The following is a 25964-nucleotide window of genomic DNA, read 5'->3' as shown; positions in this document are numbered from 1 at the left end:
GTCTACAGGCGCCCCGTCTCGTGCAGATGGTCGAGCAGGGCCGTGTCGACGGAGTCCCGGAACCGCGCGAGCGTCGCCGCGTCCTCGTCGAAGCGGTAGAGGTCCTGGCAGGCGATCCAGCGGTCACGGGTCGCCGACGACGGCAGATAGCCGTCGGTGACCGTGCCGACCTCCCAGTCGGGCTTGCCCGCGGTCTCCCAGCAGCTCGCCAGCGTGCCGTCCGCGCTCACCACCGCGCCGTAACGGCCGTCGGTGTGACCGCAGGTGACGCAGGTCTTGCGGGCACCGGGCCGGCTCACCGTGAACCCGAGGTCGAGCGCCCGCCGCTGCCAGCGGACGAACGAGGCGGCCAACTCGCCCGTGTGCAGGAGGCTGTTGGCGTAGCCGACGCCCACGTCGCCGATGCGGGCGAAGTACAGCGTGCACCGGGCCGGGTCGAGCGCGGCGGCGAGCCGGTCGATCAGCGCGTCCACGCCGTGGAAGGTCTCCTGGGAGACGTTCACGCGCAGGGTCCACCTGATCGGCGTCTCCTCGGTGGCCCGCACGAGATTGCGGACGATCTTGTCGAAGGTGGCGCCGCCGTCCGCCCGGCCGATCCGGATCCGGTCGTGGTCGTCGCGGTCCCCGTCGAACGTGACCTGCACCGACGTCAGTCCGAGGCCGGCGAGCCGACGGGCCAGGGGCGGGGTGAGCAGGGTCGCGTTGGAGATCATCCACGCCGAGGTCGGCGCCAGCCGCGCCGCCCGCTCCAGCAGTTCCACACAGCCGCGCGGATTGAGCAGGGGCTCGCCGCCGAACAGCAGGATCCGGAGCCGGTCCAGGCCCGCGGCCGCCATCTGCCGCTCGGTGAAGCCGAGGATCGAGGTGATCGTCTGCGACGTGAGGCGGCTGCGCCCGATCCGCGGCGGCCGGCTGCCGCCGCCCTCGTCCTGCGCGGTGTTCTGGAAGCAGTACCCGCAGCCCAGATTGCAGTGCGTGCTGGTGAGAACCGTCAGCGCGTACGCGTGGATCCCGGGCGCGGTGAACATGCCGCTCTCGCGCAGCCGCCGCTCCGCCTCCGGACGCAGGCCCCCGTCGGCGGTGACATGCCGTCCGCTCAGCCGGGCCACACCACCGGGACCGAGGAACCACCAGTTGCGCGCGCCCTCGAGGAGCCGCGCCCCGGAAGGGAGGACCGGGGTCGCGCCGGGGTCCGCCGCCGGTCCGGAGCGCACGGTCCGGCCGAGGCCCAGGGCCCCGCCGGTGCCCACCGCCGCGCCCGTGTCCACCACCTGGTCGATGCTCATCGTTCCTCCCGCAGGGACGCCGCCCCGGTCAGGGAAGGCGCCTGCGCCCGGCCGCCGTCGACGACGAGCGTCATCAGGGCCACGACGAGGGTCACCTTGTAGGACTTACGGAAGTACTCCACGGAGCTCGCCCCGGCAGGGGGCCGTTCGGCGGCGCAGCGGCCGGGGATCGCCCCGTCGGGAGCCTGCGCCCCGGCGAGCATCCGCAGCCCTGCCGCTCCCGACGGTGTCCGCCGCGGATCGGCGCCCAGGCAGTGCTGGGCGAGCAGCAGCTTCGCGACGACGTCCCAGTCGCCGAGCGCCACGCAGTGGTCCGTCAGCCGTTCCACCACGCGCAGCGCACGATCCCGGTCCTCCCCGGTGAGACCGGGATCGCGGAAGCCGAAGTCGCCGAGGTAGAAGAGCGTGTGGGCGACCAGGCAGCCGTCCAGGTCGGCCGGCGCCAGCGTGCCGGCCCGGGGCAGCGGGCTCGCCTCGTACAGATCCCCGTACGACGCGAACCGGTGCCCGGCACCGGCCATCTCGGCGTAGAACCGCGCCTCCAGCTGGAGGAACGGCGGCTTGCGGCCCGGGGTCAGATAGCTGCCACCCGTCAGCCGGGCCAGCACGGCCCGGGGCGCCCCGTCGGCGGTGCCGGCCGGTGCCAGCGCCGCGTACATCAGCTCGAACTGCCGCGTGTACCTGCTCTCCAGGGTCAGCAGACGCGGGAAGTCCCCGCTCCGCCAGACCTGTTCGACCACCGCGGTCACCCGGGCCAGATCGGGGTCTCCGGGCGCGCACCTCTCCCAGTAGCGGCGCAGCATCGCCAGCTGGAGGAGGGCCTTCACCCGCGGGGTCACCGGCAGCTCGGCGCGCGCGGCCGGGGAGTCGAGATAGGCGGCGTGCAGCCCGATCCACCGCCGCGCGCCCGCCGACAGGCTGGTCACGGCCTCGTCGAGGCCCGCTGGTCGCGTACTCATACCTTCTCCTTCAAGGAAGCCGAGGCCTCGGCGGGGGACGGGGTGGCGGCCCCGGTCGGAGAGAGGGCTGCGGCCCTGGTCTGAGGGAGGGCGGCTGCCCTGGTGGGAGTGGGCGGCCCGGCCCTCGTCGGAGAAGGGGCCGCCGCACCGCTGGGAGAGGGTGGCCCGGCCCTCGTCGGAGAAGGGGCGGCAGCCCCGGCCAGCCGTTCGACGACGTCGGCCGCGCCCGCCGGGCCGTCCATCGCGGCCAGCCGGTCGCCGAGCGCCCGGGCGCGGGCGCGCAGGGCGTCGTCGCGCCACGCGGACTCCAGCAGTGCCGAGGCCCCCACGGACGGGCTCTTGGAGAAGTGCACGGCCACACCGGCGCGCAGGCAGGCCCCGGTGAGCAGCGGCTGTTCGGAGCCGTTGGGCGACAGCGCGAGGGGCAGTCCGCGCAGCAGGGCGGCGAGCACCGGGGCGGAGGTGCCGTTGCTCAGCACCAGCCCCGCGCGGTCGACGAGCGGACCCATCCACCGCCTGCGGACCAGCAGGATGTCGGCGTCCGGGGCGGGCCGTGGGTCGGTGGATCGCCCCTGCTCGACCACGGCCTGGAAACGGCCGCCGGTGAACGCCTCGTTGAGCCGGGGCCACAGGCTCTTGCCCTCGAAGAACCGGCCCAGATGGACGTAGACGACGGGTTTGCCGGACCGCCGCAGATGCTCGTCGACCGCCTCGACCTCCGCCGGTTCGGGTCTCGGCTCCCAGGACAGCGGCCCCACCTGCCGTACCCGCTCCGGCAGACGCGCCCCCGGGAACTCCAGCTCCGGGTCCCCGCGCAGCAGCAGGGCGTCTCCGAGCAGCGGCCCGTCCCCCCACCGGGAGGCGCGCCCCGCCAGACCGGCCTGCTCCCGCAGGTCGGTGTAGAACCGCAGACAGTCGCGGGTCCGGCTGTCCCGGGTCCGGCCCAGCTGCGGCTCGCCCTCCCCGCCCGAGCGGTAGTCCCACAGGTGGACGGAGAGCCCGACCACCACCACGGGGATGTCCAGCGTCTCGGCGGCGAGCAGGGCCCCGGTGCACAGTACGGAGGTGACCAGCGCGTCGGCGCCCGTCACCCGGGCCGCGCGCACGATCGCCCGGTACTGCGCGGCGCCGGAGGGCCCCCACCACGTGGCGGAGAACGCCCGGCGGCCGCCGAAGTCCTCCGCCGCCGCGAACGGCAGACCGGCGTCGGCCGCGACGGCTGCCGCGGTGGACCGGCCCAGTACGTCCACGTCATGTCCCCGGCGCCGCAGTTCCCGGCCGGCCGCGATCGCCGGGTAGAGGTAGCCGCCGTCGCTGAGCGGGCAGAGAAGGATCTTCACGACGTGCCGCTCCCTCGGTGTGCCGGGTCCACCGCCCTGGTGGCCGCGGGCCCCCGGCTCCGGGCAGGATCTGCCGGGAACCGAGGGGCCCGCGCGGTACTCAGGGCTCGATGACGAGGTGTCAGTTGAGCTCGCTGGAGTGGTTGACGACGCAGCCGGCCTCGGCCTCTTCGTCCTCGCTGTGGGCGACGACCTCGATGTCCTCGTTCTCGGTGGGCTCGGGGTTCGTGTTCTCGGGCATGTGGTCCTCCTCGGTCGACGGCGTCACTGCGCCGGCTGAGCAGGAACCTAGGCAGCCGCGGTATGGGAACGCCTGGCCGCCGGTTCGGCGCCGGTATACGCCGACGACACGGGCCGGACACGACCGGTCCGGCCCGGCGCCGGGACCGTCCCACGACGGCCCGCGACGGCGCCGGCCTGGTGCTTAACCGATCCCCAGGCGTTCGTGAACCGGAAGTGTGCCGCGCCCGGGCACGCTTCGGGCCATGCCCCGCGCGCGGCACGAGCACGCGGCGGTCGACCCTGAGGAGGCGCCGTGGAACTGGCGGAGCTCATCGGACTGCGCCCCGTCCCGTGCGGCGGCCTCCTGGTGGCGCTGACCCGCCGCTGCCCCATGAGCTGCGCGCACTGCTCCACCGGATCCTCGCCGTCGGCCTCCGAACGGCCCGACCAGGAGCAACTGCTGCGCTTCGTCGACTCGTTCGGCACCGACGACCGCCCCGAAGCGGTCATGCTCACGGGGGGCGAACCCCTGCTTCTGCCCGGCCTCGCCGCCCGGCTCGCTCGCCTAGCCCGGGCGAAGGGGTCGAGGGTGGCCCTGCTCAGCGGGATGTTCTTCGCCCGCGACGGACGCGTCCCGGAGCGGATCATGCGGGCGATCACCGCCCTCGACCACTTCTCGGCGAGCATGGACGTCCACCACGAGCGGGAGATCCCGCGCCCGCACGTACTGAGCGCCCTGCGCGCCGTGCTCGACGCCGGGACACCCGTCAGCGTCCACCTCACCGGCGACGGCCCCGACGACCCGTACACGGCGGACGTCGTCGCGGACGTCCGCCGCGCCTTCGACGGCCGGGTCCCGCTGCTGGTCAACGAGATACGGCCGCTGGGCCGCGCGGCCGCCGCCGGCCTCGCGCGGGCGACACCGCCGGGCCCCGCGGGCTCCGGCCCGGCACCGTGCACCCTCGCCGCCTGGCCGGTGATCGCCTTCGACGGCACCGTCACCGCCTGCTGCAACCAGTGGACGGTGGACCGGCGGCCCGTGCCCCCGCACCTGCGCCTCGGGCACATCGCCGACGACGACTGGCAGACCGTCCGCGCGCGTTCCCTCGCCTCCCCGGTGCTGCGCATGCTGCGCGCCGCCGGACCGCTGCGGCTGCACGCCCGCTCCGGCGCCCCGGCCCCGGCGGGCTACTGCCGCGCCTGCCACGCGCTCGCCGACCGGCCGGACCTGCTCGCCGGCACAGCCCGGGACGCGAGCGGCCCCGTCGGGGAACTCCTCGACCGGCTCAGCGCCCAGCAACAGCTCGCCGCCGGACCCGCCGCCCTGGTGCGCCGCATGGGCTGCGCCCCGTACGCGCACCTGGTCGAGTCGTCGGCCGATGTCGGGTCACCAGGCGACGTCGTGTCATCGGCCGTGGTCGAGTCTCCGGCCTCGGTCGAGTCTCCGGCCTCGGTCAAGTCTCCGGTCGCGGTCGAGTCTCCGGCCGTGCGGGAGGCGATCGGTCGATGACCGTCACCGCGTCCCAGGCGCCGAGCACCGAACCCACGCCCGAGGCCGAGGCCGCGCCCACCGTCGCCGCCTCCCTCGCGCCGAACACCAGGCCCGCGCCCACCGTCGCCGCCTCCCTCGCGCCGAACACGAGGCCCGCGCCCACCGTCGCCGCCTCCCTCGCGCTGAACACCAAGCTCGCGCCCGTGACTCCCGTGCTGCGGGCCGCGACCGCGGCCTTGTGGCGACCGGAGGGCCTGCGCCGGCGCTACCCCCGCTACCTGGCCGCCATGCACGCGCTCGTACGGGCCTCCGTACCGCTGCTGGAACGTGCCGCCGAGCGGTCCGCCGAGCTGGACGACCCGGCCGCGCGGCGCCTCGCCGCCTACAGCCTCCGGCACGCCGAGGAGGAGCGCGACCACGACACCTGGCTGCTGGAGGACCTCGCCGCCATCGGCGCCGCTCCCGCCCTCGTGCCCCACCCGGTCGTCGTCGAACTCGCAGGGGCGCAGTACTACCGCATCGAGCACGAGCACCCCGTCGCCCTGCTCGGCTACATCGCGGTCCTGGAGGGCAACGCGCCCGGTCCCCGGCTCGCGGACCGGCTCGCCGAGGCCACCGGACTGCCGCCCGCCGCGTTCCGCACCGTCAGGGAACACGCCGAGCTGGACGGCGGCCACGTCGACGACCTGCTCCGGGAGCTCGACGCCCTCGAACTGCCCGCGCACCGGCAGACCGCCGTCTGTGTCAGCGCGCTGCACACCGCCGCTCTGCTCACCCGTCTCTTCCTCGCCCTCGCCGCCGACTGACCTAAGGACACCCATGACCGACCACGCCGCGCCCCGGCCCACCCTGGAGGCTCTCACCGCCGCCGGATTCGACGTCCACGCCCTCAGCGAGGAGCAGTTGGAGGTGGTGGCGGCGCTGACCCCCGAGGAACTCGCCCTGCTCGTGGACATCAGGGGCCGGCTCGACGCGGCGGCCCCCGAGGTGCAGGCCCACGCCGACGTGGCGGGCGGCGCCCTCTTCTGACCCTCGCCGTCCCCGTCCCCCGGAGGAACCCATGACCTGCGCCTCGTGCCGCGGCGCCACTCCGCCCGGCGCCCGGTTCTGCCCCTCCTGCGGCAGCCCCTGCGCGCCGGCCCCCGCCCCGGCCAGACCGACCGGCCGCAAGGTGGTGACCCTCCTCTTCAGCGACCTGGTGGGCTCCACCGCGCTGTCCGGGGCCCTGGACGCCGAGACCCTGCGCTCGGTGACACTGCGCTGGTTCGACCTGATGCGGCAGCGGATCGAGGAGCAGGGCGGCACGGTGGAGAAGTTCATCGGGGACGCCGTGATGGCCGTCTTCGGCGTGCCGACGGTGCGCGAGGACGACGCCCGCCGCGCGGTCGCCGCCGCGCTCGCCATGCGGGAGGCCCTGGACGGGTTCAACGCCCGGCTGGAAGGCGCCGTGGGCGTACGGCTGGAGATGCGCATCGGCGTCAACACCGGTCAGGTGGTGACGGGTTCGGCCAGCGAACGGCAGGCCATGGTCTCCGGCGAGGCCGTCAACATCGCCGCGCGGCTCGAACAGAACGCCGCCGCGGGCGAGATCCTCCTCGGTCCCGGCACCCTCGCGGCCGCGGGCCCCGGGGTCCGCACCACGCCGACCGGCCCGCTGCTGCTCAAGGGCAAGCGCGACCGGGTCACAGCCCACCGCCTGCTCGGCCTCGACGAGGAGGACGGCCCCGAGGCGCTGCGCCGCTTCGACGTCGCCTTCGTCGGACGCTCCCGTGAACTCGGCCTCCTCGACGCGGCGTTGGACCGCGCGGCCCGCACCGGCCGGGCGGCCCGGGTGGTGGTGGGCGGCGAGGCCGGACAGGGCAAGACCCGGCTGGTGCGCGAATGGCTGCACCGCACGGCCGCGGGCGCCGGCGGTCTCCGCCACGGCGTCGGACGCTGCCGCGCCCGAGGCGAACAGCCCAGCCTCGGACCGCTCGCCGCCGCCGTGACCGATTTGCTCGAGACCGGCCCGGCCCCGCCGTCACCCGAACTGGAGCTGCTCCGCAAGGGACTGCTCCTGGACGGCACGCCCAACCCGTCGCCGGCCGACACATTCGCCGCGCTCGCCAAGGTCCTCGCCGACCTGGGCGAGCAGGGGCCCGTCGTGCTCGTCCTCGACGACTGCCACTGGGCGGCGCAGCCCCTGTTCGACGCCCTCGACCGGCTGCTGCGCGCGCTGACCGACACGCCCGTGCTGATCGTCCTGCTCACCCGCCCCCAACTGTTCGACACACGGCCCGAGTCGGCCCCGGACGCCGTCCTGCTCGGGGGTCTGTCCGACGCCGAGGCACAGCGGCTGGCGGCCGGGCTGACCGGACGCGAGGGCGACGACGAGCCACTCGCTCCCGCGGTCCTGGCCCGGGTGGGCGGGAACCCCCTGCATCTGGAGCAGCTGCTGCTCGCCGGCGGGCCCGTCGACGCCGACAGCGTGCCGCTCCCGCTCCAGGCGCTGATCGGCGCCCGCATCGACGCGCTCGACCCGCCCGAACACCGCGCGCTGGGCCTGGCGTCCGTCCTCGGCGGCGAGTTCACCGCCGGGGAAGTGACCGCGCTCGCCGGACCCGCCGAACAGTCGTGGACCGAGGCCGGACTCCGCCCCGTCCTGCACCGTCTGGTCCGGCACCGGCTGATCCGCCCGGACGGCGAGGCCTTCCGCTTCGCCGGAGGACTGATCCAGGAGGTCGTCTACGCCAGCCAGTCCAAGCAGGACCGGGCCGACCGGCACGAACGGGCGGTGCGCCTGCCGTCGGTCCGGGCGCGCGGCACGGCGGCGGTCGGCGCCCACCTGGAACAGGCGTACCGCTACCGCGCCGAACTGGGCGCCCAGGACGCGCACACCGACGCGCTGCGGCTGCGCGCCGCGGACGCCCTCGCGGAGGCCGGCCGGCTGGCGCTCGCGCACGCCGACCCGGTGTGGGCCGCCGACCTGCTCGCCAGGGCCGCCGACCGCTACAACACGGGCGAGCCCGGCGGCACGGCGACCCGGCGGCGGCTCGGACAGACCCTGCTGGACCTCGGCCGCGCACCCGAGGGCCGGGCACTGCTGGAAGAAGTGCTGAGCGACGACGCGCACCCGGTCGAACAGGCCCATGCGCGCCTCGCCCTGGCCTTCGCCGGGGGACACCCGGGACAGGCCGGGTCACCCGCCGACACCGCCGGTGCCGCCCTCCCCGTCTTCGCGGCCGCGGGCGACGAGCTCGGCCAGGCCAGAGCCTGTCTGCGGCTGGCGCAGCGCGCCCAGGAGCAGGGCCGGCACGGGGCGGCCGAGCAACTGCTGGCCCGGGCCACGGACCACGCCGTACGCGCCGACGCCGAACCGGAGCGGGCCGCGGCCCTCGGCGCGCTGGGCGTGTCCCTGTGGCGCGGCCCGCTGCCGGTCCCGGAGGCCCTCACCCGCTGCCGGGCACTCCTCGCCGAGCAGGGCCCCGACCGCAGGGCGGTCCGGCTGACGCTCAACTGCCCGCTCGCGGTGCTGCTGGCCCTGCACGACGACACGGCCGGCGCCATGGCCCGCCTCGCGGAGGCCGGACACCTCGCGCGGCGGCTCGGGTACGCGGAGGCCGAGGCCTTCCTGCCGATCTTCGCGGCGACCGTGGCCGACCTGGCGGGCCGCCCGGAGGACGCCCTGGACGGCCTGGAGCGTGCCGCCGGTGCCGCCCGCGACCTGGGTGCGACGGCCCTGCTGCGCGGCGCCCTGCTCGACATGGCCCGCATCCGGCTGGACCTCGGCGAGCCGGGCGCCGCGCTCGACGCCCTCACCGAACTGGACCCGGAACGCGCGGAACCGGCCCGGCCGCACGCGGAGTCGGCCGACCTGGACGGTCTGCGCGCCCGGCTGGCCGCCGCGCGCGGGGACGCCGCGACCGCCGGGCGGCTCTGCGCCCGGGCGCTCGCCACCGCGGCCGGCACCGACTCGCCGATCGTCCAGGGCCTCGCCGCCCTCGACCACGCCCGCGCGACCCTCGACCTGGGACGGCCGGCCGAGGCGGCCGAGGCGGCGGCACGGGCCCGCCGGTACTTCGACGCCAAGGGCCATCTGCCCGCCGTACGCCGGGCCGAGGCCGTGGCCGCGCGCTGCCGGGGCCGATCGCCGGGGCCCCGCCCCGTCGCCGTACGGGCCACCGGAGCCGGACAGGAGGCACCCCGATGACCGCCGCGCGACCACCCGCGCCCGCCCTCACCTGGGGCCTGCGGGGCAGGGGCATCGCGGACGTGCCCGTGGAGGCCGACGGCCCTCCGGACGCGCCCGAGGGAGGACTCGTCGGCGGCACCGGCCGGGGTGTCCGCGTCTGCGTGGTCGACTCGGGCGTCGAACGGGACCACCCGATGATCGGCCCGCTGGACGGCGCGTGGCGGGTCGTCAAGGACGACGAAGGGGTCCGCGTCGAGGAGACGGACGAGGGCGACGCCTGCGGGCACGGCACCGCCTGCGCCGGAATCATCCGCCGCACCGCGCCGGACTGCGAACTGACCAGCGTACGGGTCCTCGGTGAACGTTTCTCCGGCAGCGGGGACGTCCTGCTCGAGGGGATCCGCTGGGCGGTGCGGCAGCGGTTCGACGTGGTGAACCTCAGCCTGTCCACCAGCCATGAGCGTTTCGCGGCGGAGCTGCGCCGCCTGGCCGACGAGGCGTACTTCCAGCGCACGGTGATCGTCGCCGCCGCGCACAACACGCATGTGGAGAGCTTCCCCTGGCGGTTCTCCTCGGTGATCTCCGTCGGCAGCCACCAGGAGGACGACCCGGACCTCCACCTCTACAACCCCGAGCCGCCGGTGGAGTTCTTCGCCCCCGGGCAGCGCGTCGAGGTGGCCTGGCTCGGCGGCACGTCGATCCGCAGCTCCGGGAACAGCTTCGCCACGCCGTTCGTCGCGGGCCTGTGCGCACGCATCCTGTCCAGCCGCCCGCGGCTGACACCGTTCCAGCTCAAGAACGCCCTGTACCTGTCCGCAGCCAACGTCCGTGTCCACGGACGCCGGTGACGACCGGCGCCGGAAGGGAACCCCACATGGCCCAGACGATCACCCCCGCCGCGTCACCGACCTCCCGGCCGGACCCGGCCATGGCGGAGCTGCTCCAGTCGGTGGTCGACACCGCCCGTGCCCTCTTCGGCGCCCAGGCCAGTTCCATCCTGCTGCTGGACGACGCCGCGGACGAGCTGGTCTTCGAGGCCGTCTCCGGACAGGGCCAGGAGTTCCTCGTGGGCCGGCGGTTCGCGGCGGGCCGGGGCATCGCCGGATGGGTCGCCGCCTCGGGAGAGCCCATGGTGGTCGACGACCTCCACCGCAGCACCGCCTTCGACCGCGACATCGCCGAGTCCACCGGCTACGTCCCCGACGCCCTGATGGCCGCCCCCCTCGTGCGCGGCAGCCGCGTCCTCGGCGTCCTGGAGGTGCTCGACCCCTCCCCGCAGGCCCGGTCCGGCCTCCCCGAGCTGGATCTGCTGTGCCTGTTCGCCCGCCAGGCCGCCGTCGCCCTGCACGTCCTCACCACCCACTCCCCGCGCACACCCGCCCCGCCCGACCCGTCCCGCACCGAACTGCTCGACCTCCTCTCCCAGGCCCGTCGCCTGCTGGAGGAGTGAGCGCCGCCGCCAGGCCTTTGATCGCTTAGACTCCAGCAACTCGACCCCGTGTAAACCGGGGCAGCTCCACCGCCCCACCTCCTGAGTGAGCCCGCCTTGACCGACCGCACCACCCCGACGCTGGACGGGATCACCCCCGTCCCGCAGTCCCCGGCAGGCATACGCGCCGGGCGCCGCCGCATCATCGAGTCGATACGCGCCCTGCGCCGGCTGCTGAACAAGCGCGGCGCCTTCGAGACGGCCGACCGCCGCCGGCTGAACCGAGAGGCACGTGACCGCGACCGCGCGGAAACCGCCCACACCGGGGAACTGCACCGCATCGAGGCACAGCGAGCGCGCCAACAGCACTCGCTCACACTCGACTTGAACAGCCTCGACGGCAAGCGAGAACAGCAGGAGACCCAGGCCCTCGCCGTCCTGCGCCGCGGGTTCATCGAGCGGCGCCTCAGGAACACGCCACTCACCGTCAGCGAACTGAACGGCTTCGGCACCGGCCTGATCCGCGACCTCGCCGCCCAGGGCATCCGCACCGCCGCCGACTTCACCGGCGTGACCTGGGACAGATCACCGAACGGCGAGGGCGGCAACGTCCTCTACATCCACCGCGCGGACGGCCACCGGATCCACGTCAACGGCATCGGACAGCATCGCGGCCGCCCCCTGACGGAGTGGCGGCAGGCCGCTTTGGCCCGCGCCGAGGCCCGCGCACCCCACACCCTCCCCCCGGACGAACGTCACCGCGTCTCCGAGATCATCGAGGCGGAACGCACCCGTCTGCGCGAGGAGTCGGCCAAGGCCACCCGCGCCGCCGAGACCGCCCGCGCCGAGGCAGACCGGCACCACGCCGAGGCCCTCGAACGCCTCACCACGACCGAACGCGACGCCGCCCGCCTCGCCGCGGAACGCCGGGCCGAGTTCGACACGATGGCGGAACAACTCCTCGCCCTCCAGAGGGAACTGTCCGCCCACATCGACCGCCACGGCGACGCCGGCCTGCGCGTCCGCCGCGCCCAGCGCCGCGCGCTCCGGCCGATCCCCGCCGCCCCCACCCTCTCCGCGGTCCCCTCGCCCCGCTCCCCGGTCGACCCCGCGAGGACGGCAGGCGTCGCAGCCCCCTCTCCCTCACTCGGTGACCGCGCACGCCTCGGCTGGCTGCTGCCGATCCTCTACTTCGGCTTCACCACCGTCGTCGGCGTGGGTGAACTCGGCGACAACACCGCACCTCTCGCGGTGATGATCGCCTCACGGCTCCTCGCCCTCGCGATCACCCTGGAACTCCTCCGTCTGTGGCTCCCCCGCGTACGCCGACGATCTCCGGGCCCGATGCCCGCGGGGATCGGCTGGCAGAGCACCGGCGTGTTCCTCACGCTGGCCGCCGCCGGCATGTTCGCCGACGAGAAGTCCGACGTGTTCGCGGCGGCCTGCGCCGTCTCCGTACTCGCGGCGCTGCTGCTCCTGGCCGGGACCGGCCACCGCATCGGCAAGGCACAGGGTGGGCAGGACACCGACACCACACCTTCCGCGTGACCACAGAAGGAGCCGGCCCATGACCGACAACACGCCCGAACGAACCGAACCGACGCCCGCGCCCCCGTATCCGTCCGCGCCGCCGCCCGGTCCTCCCCTGGACATCCTCGCGTCGCCGAAGACCGCACCCTTACGCCGTCCCGGCAAGGGCGCTCTCGTGGCCGCGGCCGCCGTCGTCGTGCTCCTCGCCGGTGGTGGCCTCGCCTGGTGGGCGCTGGCGGGCGACGGCGACCCGATCGACCATGTCGAGGTCTCGGGCGGCAAGCTCACCTCGGACGACAACGAGGACTGCGACGACACCGACGAGTTCACGTACAACGACTGCGACTCGTACAGCGAGTCGGACGACACGGTGTACGGGTTCCACTACAAGATCACCAACAAGGGCGACGAACCCGCCAACTACTCCGTCATCGTCAACGCCTTCGACGAGGACGGCGACTTCGTCAGTCAGACCTACATCGGCTCGGTGCACCTGGCGGCCGGAAAGACCGACTCCGACGAGAGCGAGTTCGACGAGTACGCCACCCTCGAGGACGGCCATGAGCTGTCCGACATCGAGTCCGTGAAGGTCGCGTGGGTGGAGCGCATGGCCCTGGCCAACTGATCCCGGCGTGGCCGGTGTCCCCGCAACCGGCGCCTCCAGTCGGGAGATGCGTGGTTCTTCGCCGCCATGGTGGGGGTGGAGCCGTGGCGGGAGGACCGCCGGCCGGGCCGGGCGCGGCGGCGGTCGCCGTCCCGCCCGTCCGGCCGGCGGTCGTGGGCCTCACTGGTGTCAGGCTCCGCTCGGTGCGGTCGCGACCGAGGTGTAGCGGGCGGCGATCTCGGAGCCGTCCGCGGCGACCGCGGTGATCGTGTAGTGGCTGGTGGTGCCGCGCGGGGTGGCGGCGTCCGTGTACGCCCTGGTGGTGGCGGACAGGGGCTGCTGGGTCAGCCGTACCCACTCCTCCGTGACGCGGTCCCAGCGGTAGACGTGGAAGCCGGTGGCCGGGCAGGAGCCGGTGGTGCAGTTCCACGACAGCTGCGCCCGGGAGGACTCGTCCACGGTGGCGGACAGGGCCCAGTCGTAGGTGAAGGGGAGGTTGTACGCCGGGCCGAGGTGGTACTCGTTGGTCTCGACGTGGGCGACGTCCGACGGGGAGCCCGTCAGCCAGACGGAGTTGCCGGAGGTGTCGACCGCGTCGACGTAGTAGATCCAGGACTGGTCGTCGGCGACCTGGACGTCGGCGTAGCCGGTGGTGCCGGGTGCGACCTCCGCGATCCGCTCGATGGTGGCGAACGGGTCGTCGGCGGGGGCGCGGTAGACCACGTAGCGGGCGAGGTCGGCGGCGGGGCTCGCGTCCCAGCGCAGGACCGTGCCGTACTCCGTGGTCGTGTAGTCGAGGCCGGTGACGGCGGGCGGCGCGACGCGGTCCGCGCGGGTGATGCTGCTCGGCTGCGACGGCTCGGACTCGCGGCCCTGGGCGTCGACGGTGTGGACGCGGTACCAGTACGCCACGCCGAACTCGGCGGTGGTGTCGGTGCACGCGTACTGCGGCTTCGGGTCCTCGGGGTTGCCGGTGCGGCGGGGCTCGCAGGTGACCGGCTCCGGGACGGCGTTCTCGTCGAAGCGGTCCCAGCGGTAGACGCGGAACGTGGACGGGCCGGACGCGGGTGAGGTCCAGGCGACCTCGACGCCGCTGTCGTCGTCCGCGATCCGGGTGCCGTCCATGGCGGGCACCGCGAGCGGCCGGGTGAACTCCACCACCGGGGAGGTGGTGCTGTTCCCGGCGGCGTCGGTCGCGGTGACGCGGTAGTAGGAGGTCTCGCCGTAGGGCGCCGTCTCGTCCCGGTAGCCGGGCGTGCGGACCGTGCCCAGTGCGGTGAACTCGCCGTCGGGGGCGGACGCCCGCTGGACGTCGTACGTCAGGCCCTCCTCCTCGGCGGTCCAGGCCAGCGAGACGCCCAGCCAGTTGTCGTGGGTCGCCGTCGGCGCCGAGAGTCCCGGGGCGGTGCGGTCGGCGGTGGTGACGGTCGGCTCGGCGCCGCCCGTCGACTCGTTGCCGGCCAGGTCGACGGCCCGCACCTGGTAGGCGTACGCGGCTCCGGTGGCCGGCAGGTCCTGGGTGAAGGACGTCTCGGTCAGCAGGTTCGCGCCGCTCACCGGCAGGAGGTCGCCGCCTTCCGCGGCCCGCCGGTAGACGCGGTACCCGGCGAGGTCCATCTCCTCGTTCCGTGCCCAGGTCACCGAGGCGCGGCCGGCGCCCTCGTCGTACGACGCGGCGACACCGGCGGGGGCGAGCGGCGCGACCTGGTCGTCCGCCGGGGAGGTGCGCGGGGTGTAGGCGAACTGGACGGCCGCGGGACCGGACCAGTTGACGTAGTCGACGCGGAGGCTGTGCCGCCCGGAGGGGACGGTGACGTCGACGGTCCGCGAGACCGTCGTCGAGGTGTTCCGCCAGAGGTCGATCCGGAGCTCGCCGTCGAGGTAGACGCGAATGCCGTCCTGCCCGGAGGCGCTCAGGGCGAAGGGGCCGCCGGAGCCGAAGTCGCGGGTCACCGACCAGCGCACCCCGAACCGGTTCGACGGCAGTCCGGACGCTGGAGCCCCCGCGCCCCAGTTCTCGGCGATCGCGTCGTCGCAGTCGGTCTTCGCCGGGGTGCCGGAGAAGGTGGTGTTGGCGAAGAACTGCCGCTCGAACGCCGGCGCGGCGCAGTCGGCGGCGGAGGCGGGCGCGGCGGCGACCGTCAGCAGGCCACCGGCGGTGGCGAGTACGACGGAGGCCGCGGCGGCGGCTGTGGTGCGTCTGGGTCGGTACATGGGTTCCTCTCTCGGAGCGGTACAGCGATGACCGGGGTTCACTTCAGGGATCCATGGAGCCCTGAAGTGAAACCTTCGTGATCATGACTCTCGGAGAGACCCATTGGTTGTGCGGGATGGTACGGAACCTTCACACCGTCAGCAGTGCTTCCAGAAGGGCCCGTTGTCCGACACGGACCGGCCTGCCGTTGGACCGATCGGCGAACTTCCGTGCCCGGCGGGGCGGGTGTCACCCTGCGGGCTGTACGTCCGGACGCACTCGGGCGTCCGGCGCGGCGGGCTCGGCAAGACGCCGCGGCGTGGTGGCCGCTCGCCGCCCGGCGAGACGACAGCCGAGGCAGTCCGGGTGGCCGCTTCGCGCCGCGCGGTCCCGGACGCGCCAGTCCCATTGGTCTGCGGGGCGCGGCCCACTCGGCTTCCCCCATCCGGCCAGATGCAGCATCCAGGTGACCGGCAGCGCCCCCAGCACGACCGCGGCGCCCGCCACCGCGAGGTGCGCCGAGCCGGCGACCACGGCGGTTCCGGACAGGGCGAAGCCGGCCAGGGCGGTCGCCGAGCCCGTCCAGCCGGCAACGGTGTGACCCATGTCTACTTCCTCATGCACGAACATGGATGTCTCCCCTTCGATGGGTGGAACACCGAGATGACTGTCCGTGGTCGAGTCGAGCAGTTATCTCGCGAGCTAAGATACTTAGATGCTAAGGGAATATCGTGGAACGAGGCAAGAACCGCCCCGCGGCCGACGCCGACCAGGCCTTGCACGCCATGGACCGGATGATCGCGACCGCGCAGTTCGGGCAGCAGGACATCGCGCGAAGCCTCGGCCTCAACGTCACCGACGCCACATGCCTCGGCTTCCTCATCGAGGCTTCGCTGGCCGGCCGCTCGCTCGTGGCGGGAGATCTGGCCGAGCGTGCACGGCTGACCACGGGCGCGGTCACCGGCGTGATCAACCGCCTGGAAAGGGCGGGCTACGTACGCCGCGAGCCCGACCCCCAGGACCGCCGCCGCGTGCACGTCGCCATGGACGACAGCGCGCAGCAGCGCCTGATCGAGGTGTACGCCCCTCTCTACGGACGTCTGACCGCGCTGTTCGCCGACTACGAGGCCGAGGAACTCGCCGTACTGACGGACTGGTTCACCCGGGCCCGGAGCCTGTTCCTGGAAGCTCTGGAGGAGATGCGCCAGGGAGTCGGCTCGCCGCGCACGACCGCGCAGGCGGCGGGCGACGGGGATGCTGACGACGGTGCCCGACGCCGTTGACAGACGGCAGGCCGAGGGGAACGTCGCACGCCTTCCACAGGCTGCGTCGCTCGTGCCCGCAACCGGATGTCGCCGACGGGTCCGGCGTGCCGCCTCGAAGGTGATCGCCCGAGGTCCTCCGTTTCCGCACCGGTCGGCGGGGGACTCGGATGCTCGACAAGGCGCGGCCTCGACGAGCACCCGGGCCACGTGTTGACACCGGTCCGGCACCCGCGGGCCGGGACGGAGCCGACCAAGGGCGGGCCATGACGACGATCGGCGTCGAAGAGGAATACATGCTGGTCCATCCGGTCACAGGCCTGCCCGTGCCCTACGCGGAGAAGGTACGGAAGGCCGCCGGCCTGGAGCGTCTCACCGGCGGGCAGGAAGTACAGGGCGAACTGCTGCAGTCGCAGGTCGAGGTCGCCACCCCGGTGTGTCACAGCCTGGACGAGGTCGGAGGACACCTGCTGCGCCTGCGGCACGCCCTGGCTTCGGCAGCCGAGACGCACGGCTGCCGTATCGCGGCCGCCGGGACGCCCGCGCTACGCGACACACTGCACGCCGTGCCCGTCACCGACCACGCGCGCTACCGGGCCATGGCCGCTCAGGCGCCCCAACTCGTGGCGGAGCAACTGGTGAACGGCATGCATGTCCATGTCGCCGTGCCGAGCCGTGACGCGGGCGTGCAGGTGCTCAACAGACTGCGGCTGTGGCTGCCGACCCTGACGGCCATGGCGGCGAACTCCCCGCTGTGGGACGGCCGTGACACCGGTTTCGCCAGCTGGCGCACCGTCGTGTTCAGCCGCTGGACCGTGGCGGGCCTGCCCCCGGTCTTCGAGGACAGCGACGACTACGACCAGCGGGTACAACACCTCGTGGACTGCGGACTCGTGGCCGACAGGGGCCAGCTCTACTGGCTGGCGCGGCTCTCGGAGCGGTACCCCACCGTCGAAGTGCGCTGTACCGACGTTCAGCTGCTCGCCGACGACGCGGTCATGCTCGCCGGTGTCGTGCGGGCGCTGGTGCAGACCGCTCTCGCCGAGGCCTCCGCGGGTGCTCCCGTGCCGGACTGCGCCCCTGAGCTGCTGCAGGCGTCCCTGTGGCATGCCGCCCGCTACGGCCTCAGCGGCAGCCTGATGGATCCCGGCGGCGCGGCTCGCCGGGCGGGCGATGTGCTCTGGGAGCTTTTCCGGCACACGGCCGCGGCACTGGAGGAGTCCGGCGACACACGCGAGGTGAGCGCTCTGGTCCATCGTCTTCTGCGACGGGGCACCGGTGCGGACCGCCAGCGTGCCGCCTTCGCCGCGGGCGGTCCTCTCGCTGCCGTCGAACTCGTGGTCCGCGAGAGCAGCCCCTGACGCACGATGACGACGGGTGGGTGGCGTGCGGCGGCCGGGTCCGGCAGGCGCGCCGGTCGCCCGTCGGCGGCGGGAGCGCTCCTCCGTCGGTCCCGGGGCCGGGGACTGCGCGGCCGTGACGTGCGAGTGCCCCTGCCGGCTCGGCGAGGGCCCTCAGGGAGCCGGGCGCGGGTGAGGGGATTCCTACGTCGGCCACGCCTCTTCCTCGTCCGCCGGTTGAACCGTCACAGGGGGCGGCGGAGCGGTGAGATGGCCGAGGACGTTGGTGAGCCGGAGCAGTCGTTCGAGGTGAGCGGGCCGATTGTCCAGGTGCAGTGTGGCGCCGAGGGCACTGGTGCGGCGGTGGATCATCAGCAGGGTCGTCAGTCCCGAGGAGTCGATGTACGCCAGATCGTGGAAGTCGAGTCGGACGTCTCCGGGCGGCGTACGGCCCGCCGTGAGTTGTTCGCCGGCCATGCTGAGCAGGTCGTCGCTGGTGTCGTGGTCGAGTTCACCGCCGATCGTGATGGTCAGCACCGCGGGCTCGCGGCGGACGTTCAGGGTGAATTCGACGGGTGGCAGGTGGGTCATACGCTCGGGCGGGTGTCGGGGACGGGGCGGACGGTGTGCTCGGTCACGGCGGTGGCCGCCCGCTCGAGCAGCTTCTGGGTGCGGGGGAAGTCGTGCAGTTGGTCGGCCAGGGTGTCGAGGCCGGCCAGCAGCGAGCGGACGGGGACGCCTCGGGCTGTGAGGATGTCCGCGGTCCAGGTCGTGAAGGCGGTGAGGATCTCGGGGTCGGCGACGTAGAGCGCGGTGGTCAGGAAGTCGATGATGTGGGCGATGTCCTCGGCGGTGCGGTCCCGCTGGGCGATGCTGTAGCCGCTCATGGCCGGGAAACGGTGTTCCAGGTCGGCGAGAGTCCGTTTGACGAGCCGGGGCCGCGATTGGACGACCATGGTGTATTCCTGGTCGGCCAGATGCGGCAGGTCGTCCACGGCGTGCCGGACCGCCGGGGCGTCCGGTCGCGGGATGCCCGTTTCCAGCACGTCGGCCGCGGCCCGTGCGTCGGCCGCCCACCGGTCGGCGCCCAGAGCCTTCGCGTAACGGCCCGCAGGACCGAAGGCACGGCCGCCGACCAGCACGGGGACACCGATGGCCTGGCTCGCGGTGACGGCCGCGTGCGCGGCGGGCAGATGGGTGGTGATCGATCCGGACAGCAGCACGGCGTCGGGGTTGGTCAGATGCAGGTGGGCGACCAGGTGCGGGGTGGGCGTCTGGGCCCCCAGGTAGTCCACCCGCCAGCCGCGGAGGGTCAGGACCTCGGCGACCAGGCGAGCGGGCAGCGCGTGCCATTCCCCGTCCACGCAGCTCACCGTCACCCGGCCGCGATCGGCCGCGGGCCGGCTGCTGCCGGGGTGGTGGGTGAGCGTGGCGATGACCCGCTCGTTGATCGCGGTGGCGGCATGCTCCTGGGCGACGCTGAGACGGTCGGCCGCCCACTCCGTGCCGACCTTCTCCTGAACCGGTGCGATGACCTCGAGCAGAATCGATTCCTCACTCACCCCCCGGGCCAGTGCGGCGTGGACGGCCGCGGCAGCCCCGCGCTCGTCGCCGTCAGCCACGGCCAGCCACAGTTGCTGCACCGCGCGGGTGGTCGCGGTGGGCTCGCTCATGCGCCGCACCCGCCCGCCGGTCCGCTGTCCGCCTGCCCGTCGGGGACGGCGTACGCGTCGGATTTCGGGACTGTGATGGCTATGACGGCCATGTCGTCGTGGCGGCCGCTGCCCAGCCACTGGGCTGCCAGCATCTGCACCCGCTCGACCACGGCTTCCGCCGGGATGGCCGCGCACTCGGCGAGCACCTGCTTCAGCCGGTCCTCGCCGAAGAGCTCGTCGCCCAGCGGGCCGCCGCGTGCTTCGGTGATCCCGTCCGTGTACAGCAGGCAGGACTCCCCCGGGTCGAGGACTGTCGTCGCGGTGTGCGCTGTGACGGTCGGCAGGGCACCGACCAGGGTGCCGCGGGTGTCCGCTTCCTCCACGGTGCCGTCGGTGCGCACGATGAGGGGTGGCATGTGCCCGGCGCTGGTCAGCCGCAGCTGCGTCCGGCCGCCGTGGCGGCGCACGGAAGCCAGGGCGAGGGTGACGAAACGTGCGTGATGAGAGGTCAGCAGGGCGCTGTTGAGCAGGTTGAGGATGTGTTCATGGTCTTCGGCCAGGGGCAGCAGGGCGTGCAAGGTGTTGCGGATCTTGCCGGTCAGGACCGCCGCTTCGAGGCCCTTGCCCGCCACATCGCCCAGAACGGCGAGCGTCTCCTCGGAGGGGCCTGCACCGGGGTGGATGTCGTAGAAGTCGCCGCCGACGTGTTCGTGGTCCTTGGAGGCCCGGTAGCTGCCTGCGTACTCGACCCCGTGCACCGTGTGCAGCCTGGGTGGCAGGAGGTCTCGCATCAGTGTGGCGGTGATCGCGGCCTGCTCGGTGTACAGGCGAGCGGCGGACAGGGCCGCGCCGGCTCGGGCGGCGAACAGGCGGGCGAAGAGCTCCTCGCCCTCGGTGAACGCCTGCTCGGTACTGGAACGCAGCAGGATGAGTGCCCCGGCCGGGACGCCGTGGCCGGGCAGCGGAGCGACGATGACGGATCCGACAGGTCCCGCGAAACCGTCCGGGATCGCCCAGTCGGGGATGTCGGCGGAGTTGATCCAGCGGGCCGGCACCGGAGGAAAGCCCTGCAACGCCTCCCTCAGCCCCGGCACACCGGTCACGTCGATCTGACGGGTGCTCTGCACGACGGAGCCGCCCCGGCGCGCGTAGGTGAGTGAGCAGCGCCGCCCCTGGGGCGGCGCGACGAGGACGGCGGCCTCGGCCAGATGCTCCGCGGCCATGGAAGCGGTCACCTCCAGGCAACGCGGCACATTCAGCGTGGACAGCAGCGTGCTGGACGCCTCGGCCAGCACCTCAGAGCGTTTTCGCGCTTCCGCGAGCGCGTTCTCGGCCAGGCGGCGGGCGGTCTCGTCAACCAGCCACCACACGACCTGGCCCTCGGCGTCGAGAGTGGGGTGCGCCTCGAAGAAGCGGTCGTCGATGGCTCCGTGCGGGGCTTCGGCAGTCCCGCCCGGACCGGCACCGCCGATGATCTGCTGGTGGGCCTGGTCGAGCCACGCCGGTACCTGCTCGTGGAACCGGGCGCCGCTCGCGGCATTCGGCAGTATCAGCCGGGCGGCGTCGTTGAGGTGTACGAAACGGCCGTGCCGGTCGGCGACCAGGACGGGCCAGGGGGCCTCAGTCCACGTGGCGTCGACCGGATGGCCCGCCTCGGGCTGCGGGGCGGAACAGCTGCGGGGAGCAGTCACAAATGGAGGTACGCACGGTGCGCACCTCACCACCTTCCTGCCATGAGGGAACAGTTGTCTTTCGGCAACCGTCCCGCATGGCCCCCGCCGTTGCAACCCGCCCTGAAAACACGCACGTAAACGTCACAAACAGCTCGTCGACAGGACGGGCGTCCGGCGCGGAAATCACCGCATATCCGCATCTTTCGCCTCTGCCGCGAGAACCTTGTCACCTGGCTCGGCGACAGATCGCTGACGTGTTCTCATCAGCGCGGCGGCGAATTCGCAGCAGCCGTCACGGAGCTCCGCCGGCTCGCGCCGGACAGCTTCACGCGGAAGGCGGCGGACGCCACGAGGTCCGGGACACGCAGAGCGAGTCGCACAGGGGGCGGCCCGTCCTTGCGCGGGCCTCCAGGACCGTCATGCAAGGACTCGACGCCGACAGCGACGGTGGGGGGCTGGAGACGCGACACGTGCCGCTTCGGGCCGGGCGGACCGGCAGCCGAGGTCGGTGCGACCGGACTCAGCGCCGGCTGCCGCCCACCAGGGCAGGGCCACCAGGCGGTCACTCGGCAGAGGGCTCACCGGACCGCGGTGAGGCCCTTCATCGCACCGCCTGGAGCGCTCTCAGTCGAGGCAGAACTCGTTGCCCTCGATGTCCTGCATCACGATGCACGACTCGTTCTCGCCGTCGGCACGCAGCGTCCGTACGTGTACCGCGCCGAGTGCCACCAGCCGCGCGCATTCGGCCTCCAGCGTGGACAGGCGCTCCTCGCCCACGAGTCCGGTGCCGGCCCGTACGTCGAGATGCACCCGGTTCTTCACGACCTTCCCCTCGGGAACGCGCTGGAAGAGCAGCCGCGGTCCGACACCCGAGGGATCACTGCACGCGAAGTAGACGACCTGGTCCTCGGGCGGCAGCGAGCGGTGGTAGTCCTCCCAGGTGGCGAACCCCTCCGGGACGGGCGGTACGACGTATCCCAGCACCTCGCACCAGAAGCCGGCGAGGCGCGCGGGTTCCGCGCAGTCGAAGGTCACCTGGAACTGCTTGATCGAAGACATCGGCGCACCCTAGCAGGGGACTTCGCCGGCCGTCTCCTGGCGTGGACCGGCATGTTGGCGAAGGTCAGCGCCCTGACGGTCGGTCCATGCGGTGGAGGGTGACGCCGTGGTCGGCGAGCGCCTCCGGCAGGCGGGCCAGGGCGGGCAGTTGCTCGATGTGGTGGACGCCGGGCGGCAGGGGCCCGGTGAGCGGTTCCCGGGTGGCGTGGGCGGCGGCGAGGCCGGTGACGCGGCTCTGGGCCCGCCCGGTGAGCGCGTATGCCGCGTGGTGCGCGCCGCGGTGTGCGTCGGCGCGCACGGCGAAGCGGGCGCCGCCGAGGTGGATCCGGCGGAAGGAGGCCGCCAGGAGGCGCCGTACGACGGGGTGACGGGCGGCCGGGCGCAGGGCCAGCCCGCAGGAGGGCGGTACCGCTGACGGGCCCGTTCACGGCCGGGAACCCGGAACGCCACCGCCTGAGGTCGCTCCGAGCGGAGCGTCAGGGCGGTGTGAGCACGTCGAGCTGCGCGGCGATATCGGGGTGGCGGACGCCCAGGTGAGGGCGGGTGGCGGCCAGAGGCGCGATGAGGGCGGCGGGGTCGTCGTGGGCGAGGGCCGCGTGGAGCTCGCCGAGCGGGAGGCGGGCGGCGGGCGGAAGGTCGGTGAGCGCGGTGATCCGGCCGGCGAGGCGGCGCAGGTCGGCGGCGTTGCTGCGGGCCCAGGCGGCGGTGGTGCGGTCCGCGGCTCGGGCCTGGCGGGTGGCCCGGACGCGCTGTTCGCCGGTCGTTCCGGTCTCGCCGGGGCGGCCGCGCAGATAGCGGCGCTCGGCGGCCTGGCGGCTGGCGACCCCGAGGGGGCGGGCGAGGTCGGCCCAGCTGGCGCCCGCGTCGCGGGCCGTTTCGATCAGGGCCGTCTCCCAGCCGGCGAGTTGCTCACGGATCTGCCGCAGCAGCAACAGCGAGGCCAGGGCCTGATCCGGGGCCGGAGCGGCAGCGGGCTTGTCGGGAGCCGTGCGCAGGGCGGCGCGAAGGGCGTCGTCCATGGCGTGCAGGGCCGTGGTGGCGGCGAGGAACGACGCCGGGCTCGGAGCGTTCGCGCCGGCCGTGAGCGGCTGATCGGCCGAGGTCACGGGTACCTCCTTCCTGCTGTCATCCAGTGGATGACACCGTGTTTGTCATCCATTGGATGACATGCTACAACGGTAGCAGTGAGGCGCATTGGCAGTAACTGCCTGAACCTGCTGGAGGTGTTTTCACGATGTTGATGCGCACTGACCCCTTCCGTGAGCTGGACCGGCTGGCACAGCAGCTGATCGGACCGGGCACCTGGTCGAGGCCGTCGACCATGCCGATGGACGCCCACCGCGAGGGTGACACTTACGTCGTGGCCTTCGACCTGCCCGGTGTCACCCCGGACGCCATCGACGTCGACGTCGAACGCAACATGCTGACGGTCAGGGCCGAGCGCCGGCCGGCGACGAAGGCCGACGACGTGCAGATGGAACTGTCCGAGCGGCCGATGGGCGTCTTCTCCCGCCAGATCGTGCTCGCCGACACCCTCGACACCGAACACATCGACGCCGACTACGACGCGGGCGTGCTCACCCTGCGCATTCCGATCGCCGAACGTGCGAAGCCCCGCAAGATCTCCGTCGGCGTCGGACCCGGCCGCAGGGAGATCTCCGGCTGACACGGGCCGGACAGGTGCGGAGGACGGACACCCCAACTCTCCCTCCCCCGCCCTCCGCACCCCCTGCGGGGCAGTTCGGAGAAAGGGTGGCGGCCGAGATGACTCGGCGACGCGAGGCCTTCCCCGATCCCGTGAAGCGACGCTGCCGGTAAGGCACCGTGATCGAGCGGCACCGCGCGCCAGACCGTGACCGGGACGTCATCGCCGTTTCGTCCGCACTCGCCGACACCCGGGGCAACGACCGGCTGGCCGGATCCTGCCCCGGCTCCCCCGGCTACGGCCTGCGCTTCGCCCGCCGTCAGTCCGCCTGCCCCCTACATCGATGCCACCCGACGGCAGCACCATCCCGACTGGCTCCATGAAAGGCATGCACCACATGATCACCGATGTGCGCGCACCGCTCGAGCACCAGCAGCCCTACGGGACGGCGTACGAGCAGATGCTGGAGAAGGTCCGCTACGACGGCGCCTACCCCACCCGCGAGAAGGCCGACCAAGCCGTTCACCTGGTCCTTTCGGGGCTGGGACGCCAGCTGACCGGCGACGAACGCGTCGACCTGGCCGCCCGACTGCCCCTGGAGGCCGCACGACTGCTGACCGCACAGATTCCCGACCCCCGGCCACTCACCGGCTGGGCCTTCGTCAAGGACCTCGCCGCCCGCGCCGACGCCTCCCTGGCCACCACCCGCTGGGACACCGGCTCCGTGTTCGGGGCCGTCGCCGCCTGCGCCGGCCCCGACCTGATCACCCGCATCCTCCACCGGCTCCCCTCCGGCTACGCCCTGCTGTTCGGCCGCGCCGAACTCAACCCCGCCGCCTGAACGGGCCGTGACCTCCCGACGCCGACGGGGCCGGAGGCGGTGCCACCGGCAGGGTCGTCGAGACTCAACAGCCTCGCGCCGCTGCCGGGGTCGGCACCGCTACGGGCCCGGTCGGCTCCCTCCAGCCGGGTCCGCACCCGCCATGGCAGGCCAAGTGGCCCGCACAGGCGGCGGGTTGGACACCGCACCGCCGGGTAGCCGGGAAAGTCACCAGCCTGCCCCACATGAGGGAGGACCTCCGTGTCGCGTCACGATCCGGGGCAGTCCAGCCCGCCGTCGATCTTCCGCCGTACCACCGACGGCATCACCGTCGTCACCCTCCGCGGCGAGATCGACTACAGCAGCCGAGACCAGCTCCACGAACACCTCCTTCCGCCGCACAAGGCGGAAAGGCCGCGAACCGTCGTCGACTTCGCCAAGGCCACCTTCATCGACTCCGCAACCATCAACGCGCTCCTCGCAGCCCACCAAGCAGCCGACCGCGCACACGGATGGCTCAGGCTCGCAGGCCTGCAGCCGCCTACCCGCCGTGTCGTGGAGATCACCGGCCTCGACACGCTCATCCCCTGCTACCCGGACCTCGACCAGGCGCTACGCGCTTGAGCGCCCAAGCCGCCGCGCCCGGCGAGACTCCCTCGGCGCTCCGCCCCCACCGAACAAGGAGATCTGAAAGTGAGCGAGGAGCGTGGGGCCCAGAGACGCGCGACAGACCGGATCGTGGAACTCCAGGCGGAGGTCGAGCAGCTCAAGGAGGCCGTCGTCTCGCACGCCGTGGTCGACCAGGCCATCGGCATGATGGTCGCACTCGGACGCGTAACCCCCGATCAGGGCTGGACCGTGCTCCGCGAGGTGTCCCAGCACACCAACATCAAACTCCGCACCGTCGCCGAACTCGTACTGCAGTGGGGCCGCAGCGGAAATCTTCCGTCCGGTATCGGCGCCGAACTCGAGGGCGCCCTGGACCGCCACAGCCCCTCCCAGATCCCCGGCACGGACCACGCATAGCTCGCCACCCACCCCCGAACCCGGCATCGGCATCGGCATCGGCATCGGCATCGGCATCGGCAGGGAGCCTCACGCCGGCGTCGGGGACAGATCCTCCCGTGCAACTCCTGCCCTCGAGGACCACAGGCTTGCCGAGGCCACGAGTTTCCTCACGCCAGAGACCTGGAGAGACGCTCCGAAAAGAAGCGACCCGATCCGCCCCTCAGGCGCGACACGTCTCGTGCCGCGCCTGAAGAGCATGCTCCGGTGCCGCTCAA

General features: G+C 73.3%; 25 protein-coding genes. 14 read left to right on the top strand and 11 right to left on the bottom strand.

The window, feature by feature from the left end:
• Nucleotides 1-2 precede the first annotated feature (2 nt).
• From ACFYR0_RS22265 to ACFYR0_RS22255, 3 genes are read right to left on the bottom strand one after another with little or no spacing between them, the layout of a single operon-like run.
• Nucleotides 3-1286 carry a radical SAM protein gene (locus tag ACFYR0_RS22265; protein ID WP_389330624.1) on the bottom strand — a complete coding sequence of 428 codons (1284 nt, stop codon included), beginning with the start codon at nucleotides 1284-1286 and terminating at the stop codon, nucleotides 3-5.
• A complete protein-coding gene (locus ACFYR0_RS22260) occupies nucleotides 1283-2245 on the bottom strand; it encodes a DUF6895 family protein (protein WP_389330621.1) in 963 nt (320 codons plus the stop codon). The genes ACFYR0_RS22265 and ACFYR0_RS22260 overlap by 4 nt, the downstream gene beginning before the upstream one ends.
• Nucleotides 2242-3585 carry a glycosyltransferase gene (locus tag ACFYR0_RS22255; RefSeq protein ID WP_389330618.1) on the bottom strand — a complete coding sequence of 448 codons (1344 nt, stop codon included), beginning with the start codon at nucleotides 3583-3585 and terminating at the stop codon, nucleotides 2242-2244. Before ACFYR0_RS22255 ends, ACFYR0_RS22260 begins: the two co-directional genes overlap by 4 nt.
• A 535-nt stretch (nucleotides 3586-4120) precedes the next feature.
• Between ACFYR0_RS22255 and ACFYR0_RS22250 the strand changes: the two genes are divergently transcribed.
• The 8 genes from ACFYR0_RS22250 (at nucleotide 4121) to ACFYR0_RS22215 (ending at nucleotide 13054) form a co-directional block, all read left to right on the top strand.
• A complete protein-coding gene (locus ACFYR0_RS22250; protein ID WP_389330615.1) occupies nucleotides 4121-5317 on the top strand; it encodes a radical SAM protein in 1197 nt (398 codons plus the stop codon).
• The gene (locus tag ACFYR0_RS22245) at nucleotides 5314-6105 is read left to right on the top strand and encodes an iron-containing redox enzyme family protein (RefSeq protein WP_389330612.1); all 792 of its coding nucleotides are present in this window, start codon (nucleotides 5314-5316) and stop codon (nucleotides 6103-6105) included. Before ACFYR0_RS22250 ends, ACFYR0_RS22245 begins: the two co-directional genes overlap by 4 nt.
• Nucleotides 6106-6118: 13 nt before the next feature.
• Nucleotides 6119-6328, top strand: coding sequence for an aroma-sacti cluster domain-containing protein (locus ACFYR0_RS22240; protein ID WP_386380242.1), 210 nt, complete (start codon nucleotides 6119-6121; stop codon nucleotides 6326-6328).
• Nucleotides 6329-6359: 31 nt separating this feature from the next.
• Nucleotides 6360-9488: an adenylate/guanylate cyclase domain-containing protein gene (locus tag ACFYR0_RS22235; RefSeq protein ID WP_389330609.1), complete on the top strand. Its 3129-nt coding sequence runs from the start codon at nucleotides 6360-6362 to the stop codon at nucleotides 9486-9488.
• The gene (locus ACFYR0_RS22230) at nucleotides 9485-10318 is read left to right on the top strand and encodes a S8 family serine peptidase (protein WP_386380240.1); all 834 of its coding nucleotides are present in this window, start codon (nucleotides 9485-9487) and stop codon (nucleotides 10316-10318) included. The genes ACFYR0_RS22235 and ACFYR0_RS22230 overlap by 4 nt, the downstream gene beginning before the upstream one ends.
• Before the next feature lie 26 nt (nucleotides 10319-10344).
• Entirely contained in the window at nucleotides 10345-10920 is a 576-nt protein-coding gene (locus ACFYR0_RS22225; protein WP_389330606.1) for a GAF domain-containing protein, read from the top strand.
• Between the two features lie 96 nt (nucleotides 10921-11016).
• Nucleotides 11017-12447 (top strand): hypothetical protein, encoded by a 1431-nt coding sequence (locus ACFYR0_RS22220; RefSeq protein ID WP_389330603.1) that lies wholly within the window; start codon nucleotides 11017-11019, stop codon nucleotides 12445-12447.
• Nucleotides 12448-12466: 19 nt separating this feature from the next.
• Nucleotides 12467-13054 (top strand): hypothetical protein, encoded by a 588-nt coding sequence (locus tag ACFYR0_RS22215; protein WP_389330600.1) that lies wholly within the window; start codon nucleotides 12467-12469, stop codon nucleotides 13052-13054.
• Between the two features lie 168 nt (nucleotides 13055-13222).
• On the opposite strand, the gene ACFYR0_RS22210 is transcribed toward ACFYR0_RS22215, so the two are convergent.
• Both ACFYR0_RS22210 and ACFYR0_RS22205 read right to left on the bottom strand, forming a co-directional pair.
• A complete protein-coding gene (locus tag ACFYR0_RS22210) occupies nucleotides 13223-15247 on the bottom strand; it encodes a fibronectin type III domain-containing protein (protein WP_389330597.1) in 2025 nt (674 codons plus the stop codon).
• A 229-nt stretch (nucleotides 15248-15476) separates the two neighbouring features.
• Complete coding sequence (locus ACFYR0_RS22205) at nucleotides 15477-15857, bottom strand: HGxxPAAW family protein (RefSeq protein ID WP_389330594.1); 381 nt, start codon at nucleotides 15855-15857, stop codon at nucleotides 15477-15479.
• A gap of 155 nt (nucleotides 15858-16012) precedes the next feature.
• Here ACFYR0_RS22205 and ACFYR0_RS22200 point away from each other — a divergent pair, with 155 nt between their 5' ends.
• Both ACFYR0_RS22200 and ACFYR0_RS22195 read left to right on the top strand, forming a co-directional pair.
• The gene (locus ACFYR0_RS22200) at nucleotides 16013-16510 is read left to right on the top strand and encodes a MarR family transcriptional regulator (RefSeq protein WP_389330877.1); all 498 of its coding nucleotides are present in this window, start codon (nucleotides 16013-16015) and stop codon (nucleotides 16508-16510) included.
• 245 nt (nucleotides 16511-16755) lie between these two features.
• The gene (locus ACFYR0_RS22195; protein ID WP_389330591.1) at nucleotides 16756-17850 is read left to right on the top strand and encodes a glutamate--cysteine ligase; all 1095 of its coding nucleotides are present in this window, start codon (nucleotides 16756-16758) and stop codon (nucleotides 17848-17850) included.
• A 183-nt stretch (nucleotides 17851-18033) separates the two neighbouring features.
• Here ACFYR0_RS22195 and ACFYR0_RS22190 read toward each other — a convergent pair whose 3' ends face one another.
• The 6 genes from ACFYR0_RS22190 to ACFYR0_RS22165 all read right to left on the bottom strand — a co-directional run bounded on the left by ACFYR0_RS22190 (nucleotide 18034) and on the right by ACFYR0_RS22165 (nucleotide 23322).
• A complete protein-coding gene (locus tag ACFYR0_RS22190) occupies nucleotides 18034-18420 on the bottom strand; it encodes an STAS domain-containing protein (protein WP_389330588.1) in 387 nt (128 codons plus the stop codon).
• On the bottom strand, nucleotides 18417-19502 hold the full coding sequence (locus ACFYR0_RS22185) for a B12-binding domain-containing protein (RefSeq protein ID WP_389330585.1): 1086 nt from the start codon (nucleotides 19500-19502) through the stop codon (nucleotides 18417-18419). The genes ACFYR0_RS22190 and ACFYR0_RS22185 overlap by 4 nt, the downstream gene beginning before the upstream one ends.
• Nucleotides 19499-21175: a SpoIIE family protein phosphatase gene (locus tag ACFYR0_RS22180; protein ID WP_389330582.1), complete on the bottom strand. Its 1677-nt coding sequence runs from the start codon at nucleotides 21173-21175 to the stop codon at nucleotides 19499-19501. Before ACFYR0_RS22180 ends, ACFYR0_RS22185 begins: the two co-directional genes overlap by 4 nt.
• 606 nt (nucleotides 21176-21781) lie before the next feature.
• Nucleotides 21782-22216 (bottom strand): VOC family protein, encoded by a 435-nt coding sequence (locus tag ACFYR0_RS22175; RefSeq protein ID WP_389330579.1) that lies wholly within the window; start codon nucleotides 22214-22216, stop codon nucleotides 21782-21784.
• Between the two features lie 64 nt (nucleotides 22217-22280).
• Nucleotides 22281-22514 (bottom strand): hypothetical protein, encoded by a 234-nt coding sequence (locus ACFYR0_RS22170; protein WP_389330576.1) that lies wholly within the window; start codon nucleotides 22512-22514, stop codon nucleotides 22281-22283.
• 178 nt (nucleotides 22515-22692) lie between these two features.
• Nucleotides 22693-23322 carry a type III effector protein gene (locus ACFYR0_RS22165; protein WP_389330573.1) on the bottom strand — a complete coding sequence of 210 codons (630 nt, stop codon included), beginning with the start codon at nucleotides 23320-23322 and terminating at the stop codon, nucleotides 22693-22695.
• A gap of 128 nt (nucleotides 23323-23450) precedes the next feature.
• Between ACFYR0_RS22165 and ACFYR0_RS22160 the strand changes: the two genes are divergently transcribed.
• The 4 genes from ACFYR0_RS22160 to ACFYR0_RS22145 all read left to right on the top strand — a co-directional run bounded on the left by ACFYR0_RS22160 (nucleotide 23451) and on the right by ACFYR0_RS22145 (nucleotide 25707).
• Nucleotides 23451-23882, top strand: coding sequence for an Hsp20/alpha crystallin family protein (locus tag ACFYR0_RS22160; RefSeq protein WP_389330570.1), 432 nt, complete (start codon nucleotides 23451-23453; stop codon nucleotides 23880-23882).
• Nucleotides 23883-24258: 376 nt separating this feature from the next.
• The gene (locus ACFYR0_RS22155; RefSeq protein WP_389330874.1) at nucleotides 24259-24702 is read left to right on the top strand and encodes a DUF2267 domain-containing protein; all 444 of its coding nucleotides are present in this window, start codon (nucleotides 24259-24261) and stop codon (nucleotides 24700-24702) included.
• A 240-nt stretch (nucleotides 24703-24942) separates the two neighbouring features.
• Entirely contained in the window at nucleotides 24943-25305 is a 363-nt protein-coding gene (locus tag ACFYR0_RS22150) for an STAS domain-containing protein (RefSeq protein ID WP_389330567.1), read from the top strand.
• 69 nt (nucleotides 25306-25374) lie between these two features.
• On the top strand, nucleotides 25375-25707 hold the full coding sequence (locus tag ACFYR0_RS22145) for an ANTAR domain-containing protein (protein WP_386380263.1): 333 nt from the start codon (nucleotides 25375-25377) through the stop codon (nucleotides 25705-25707).
• Nucleotides 25708-25964 lie beyond the last annotated feature (257 nt).

Source organism: Streptomyces sp. NPDC005017, from assembly GCF_042873115.1.
GTDB lineage: Bacteria > Actinomycetota > Actinomycetes > Streptomycetales > Streptomycetaceae > Streptomyces.
The sequence above is the reverse complement of the archived record's forward strand: the minus strand, read 5'-3'. Positions and strand labels throughout refer to the sequence as shown.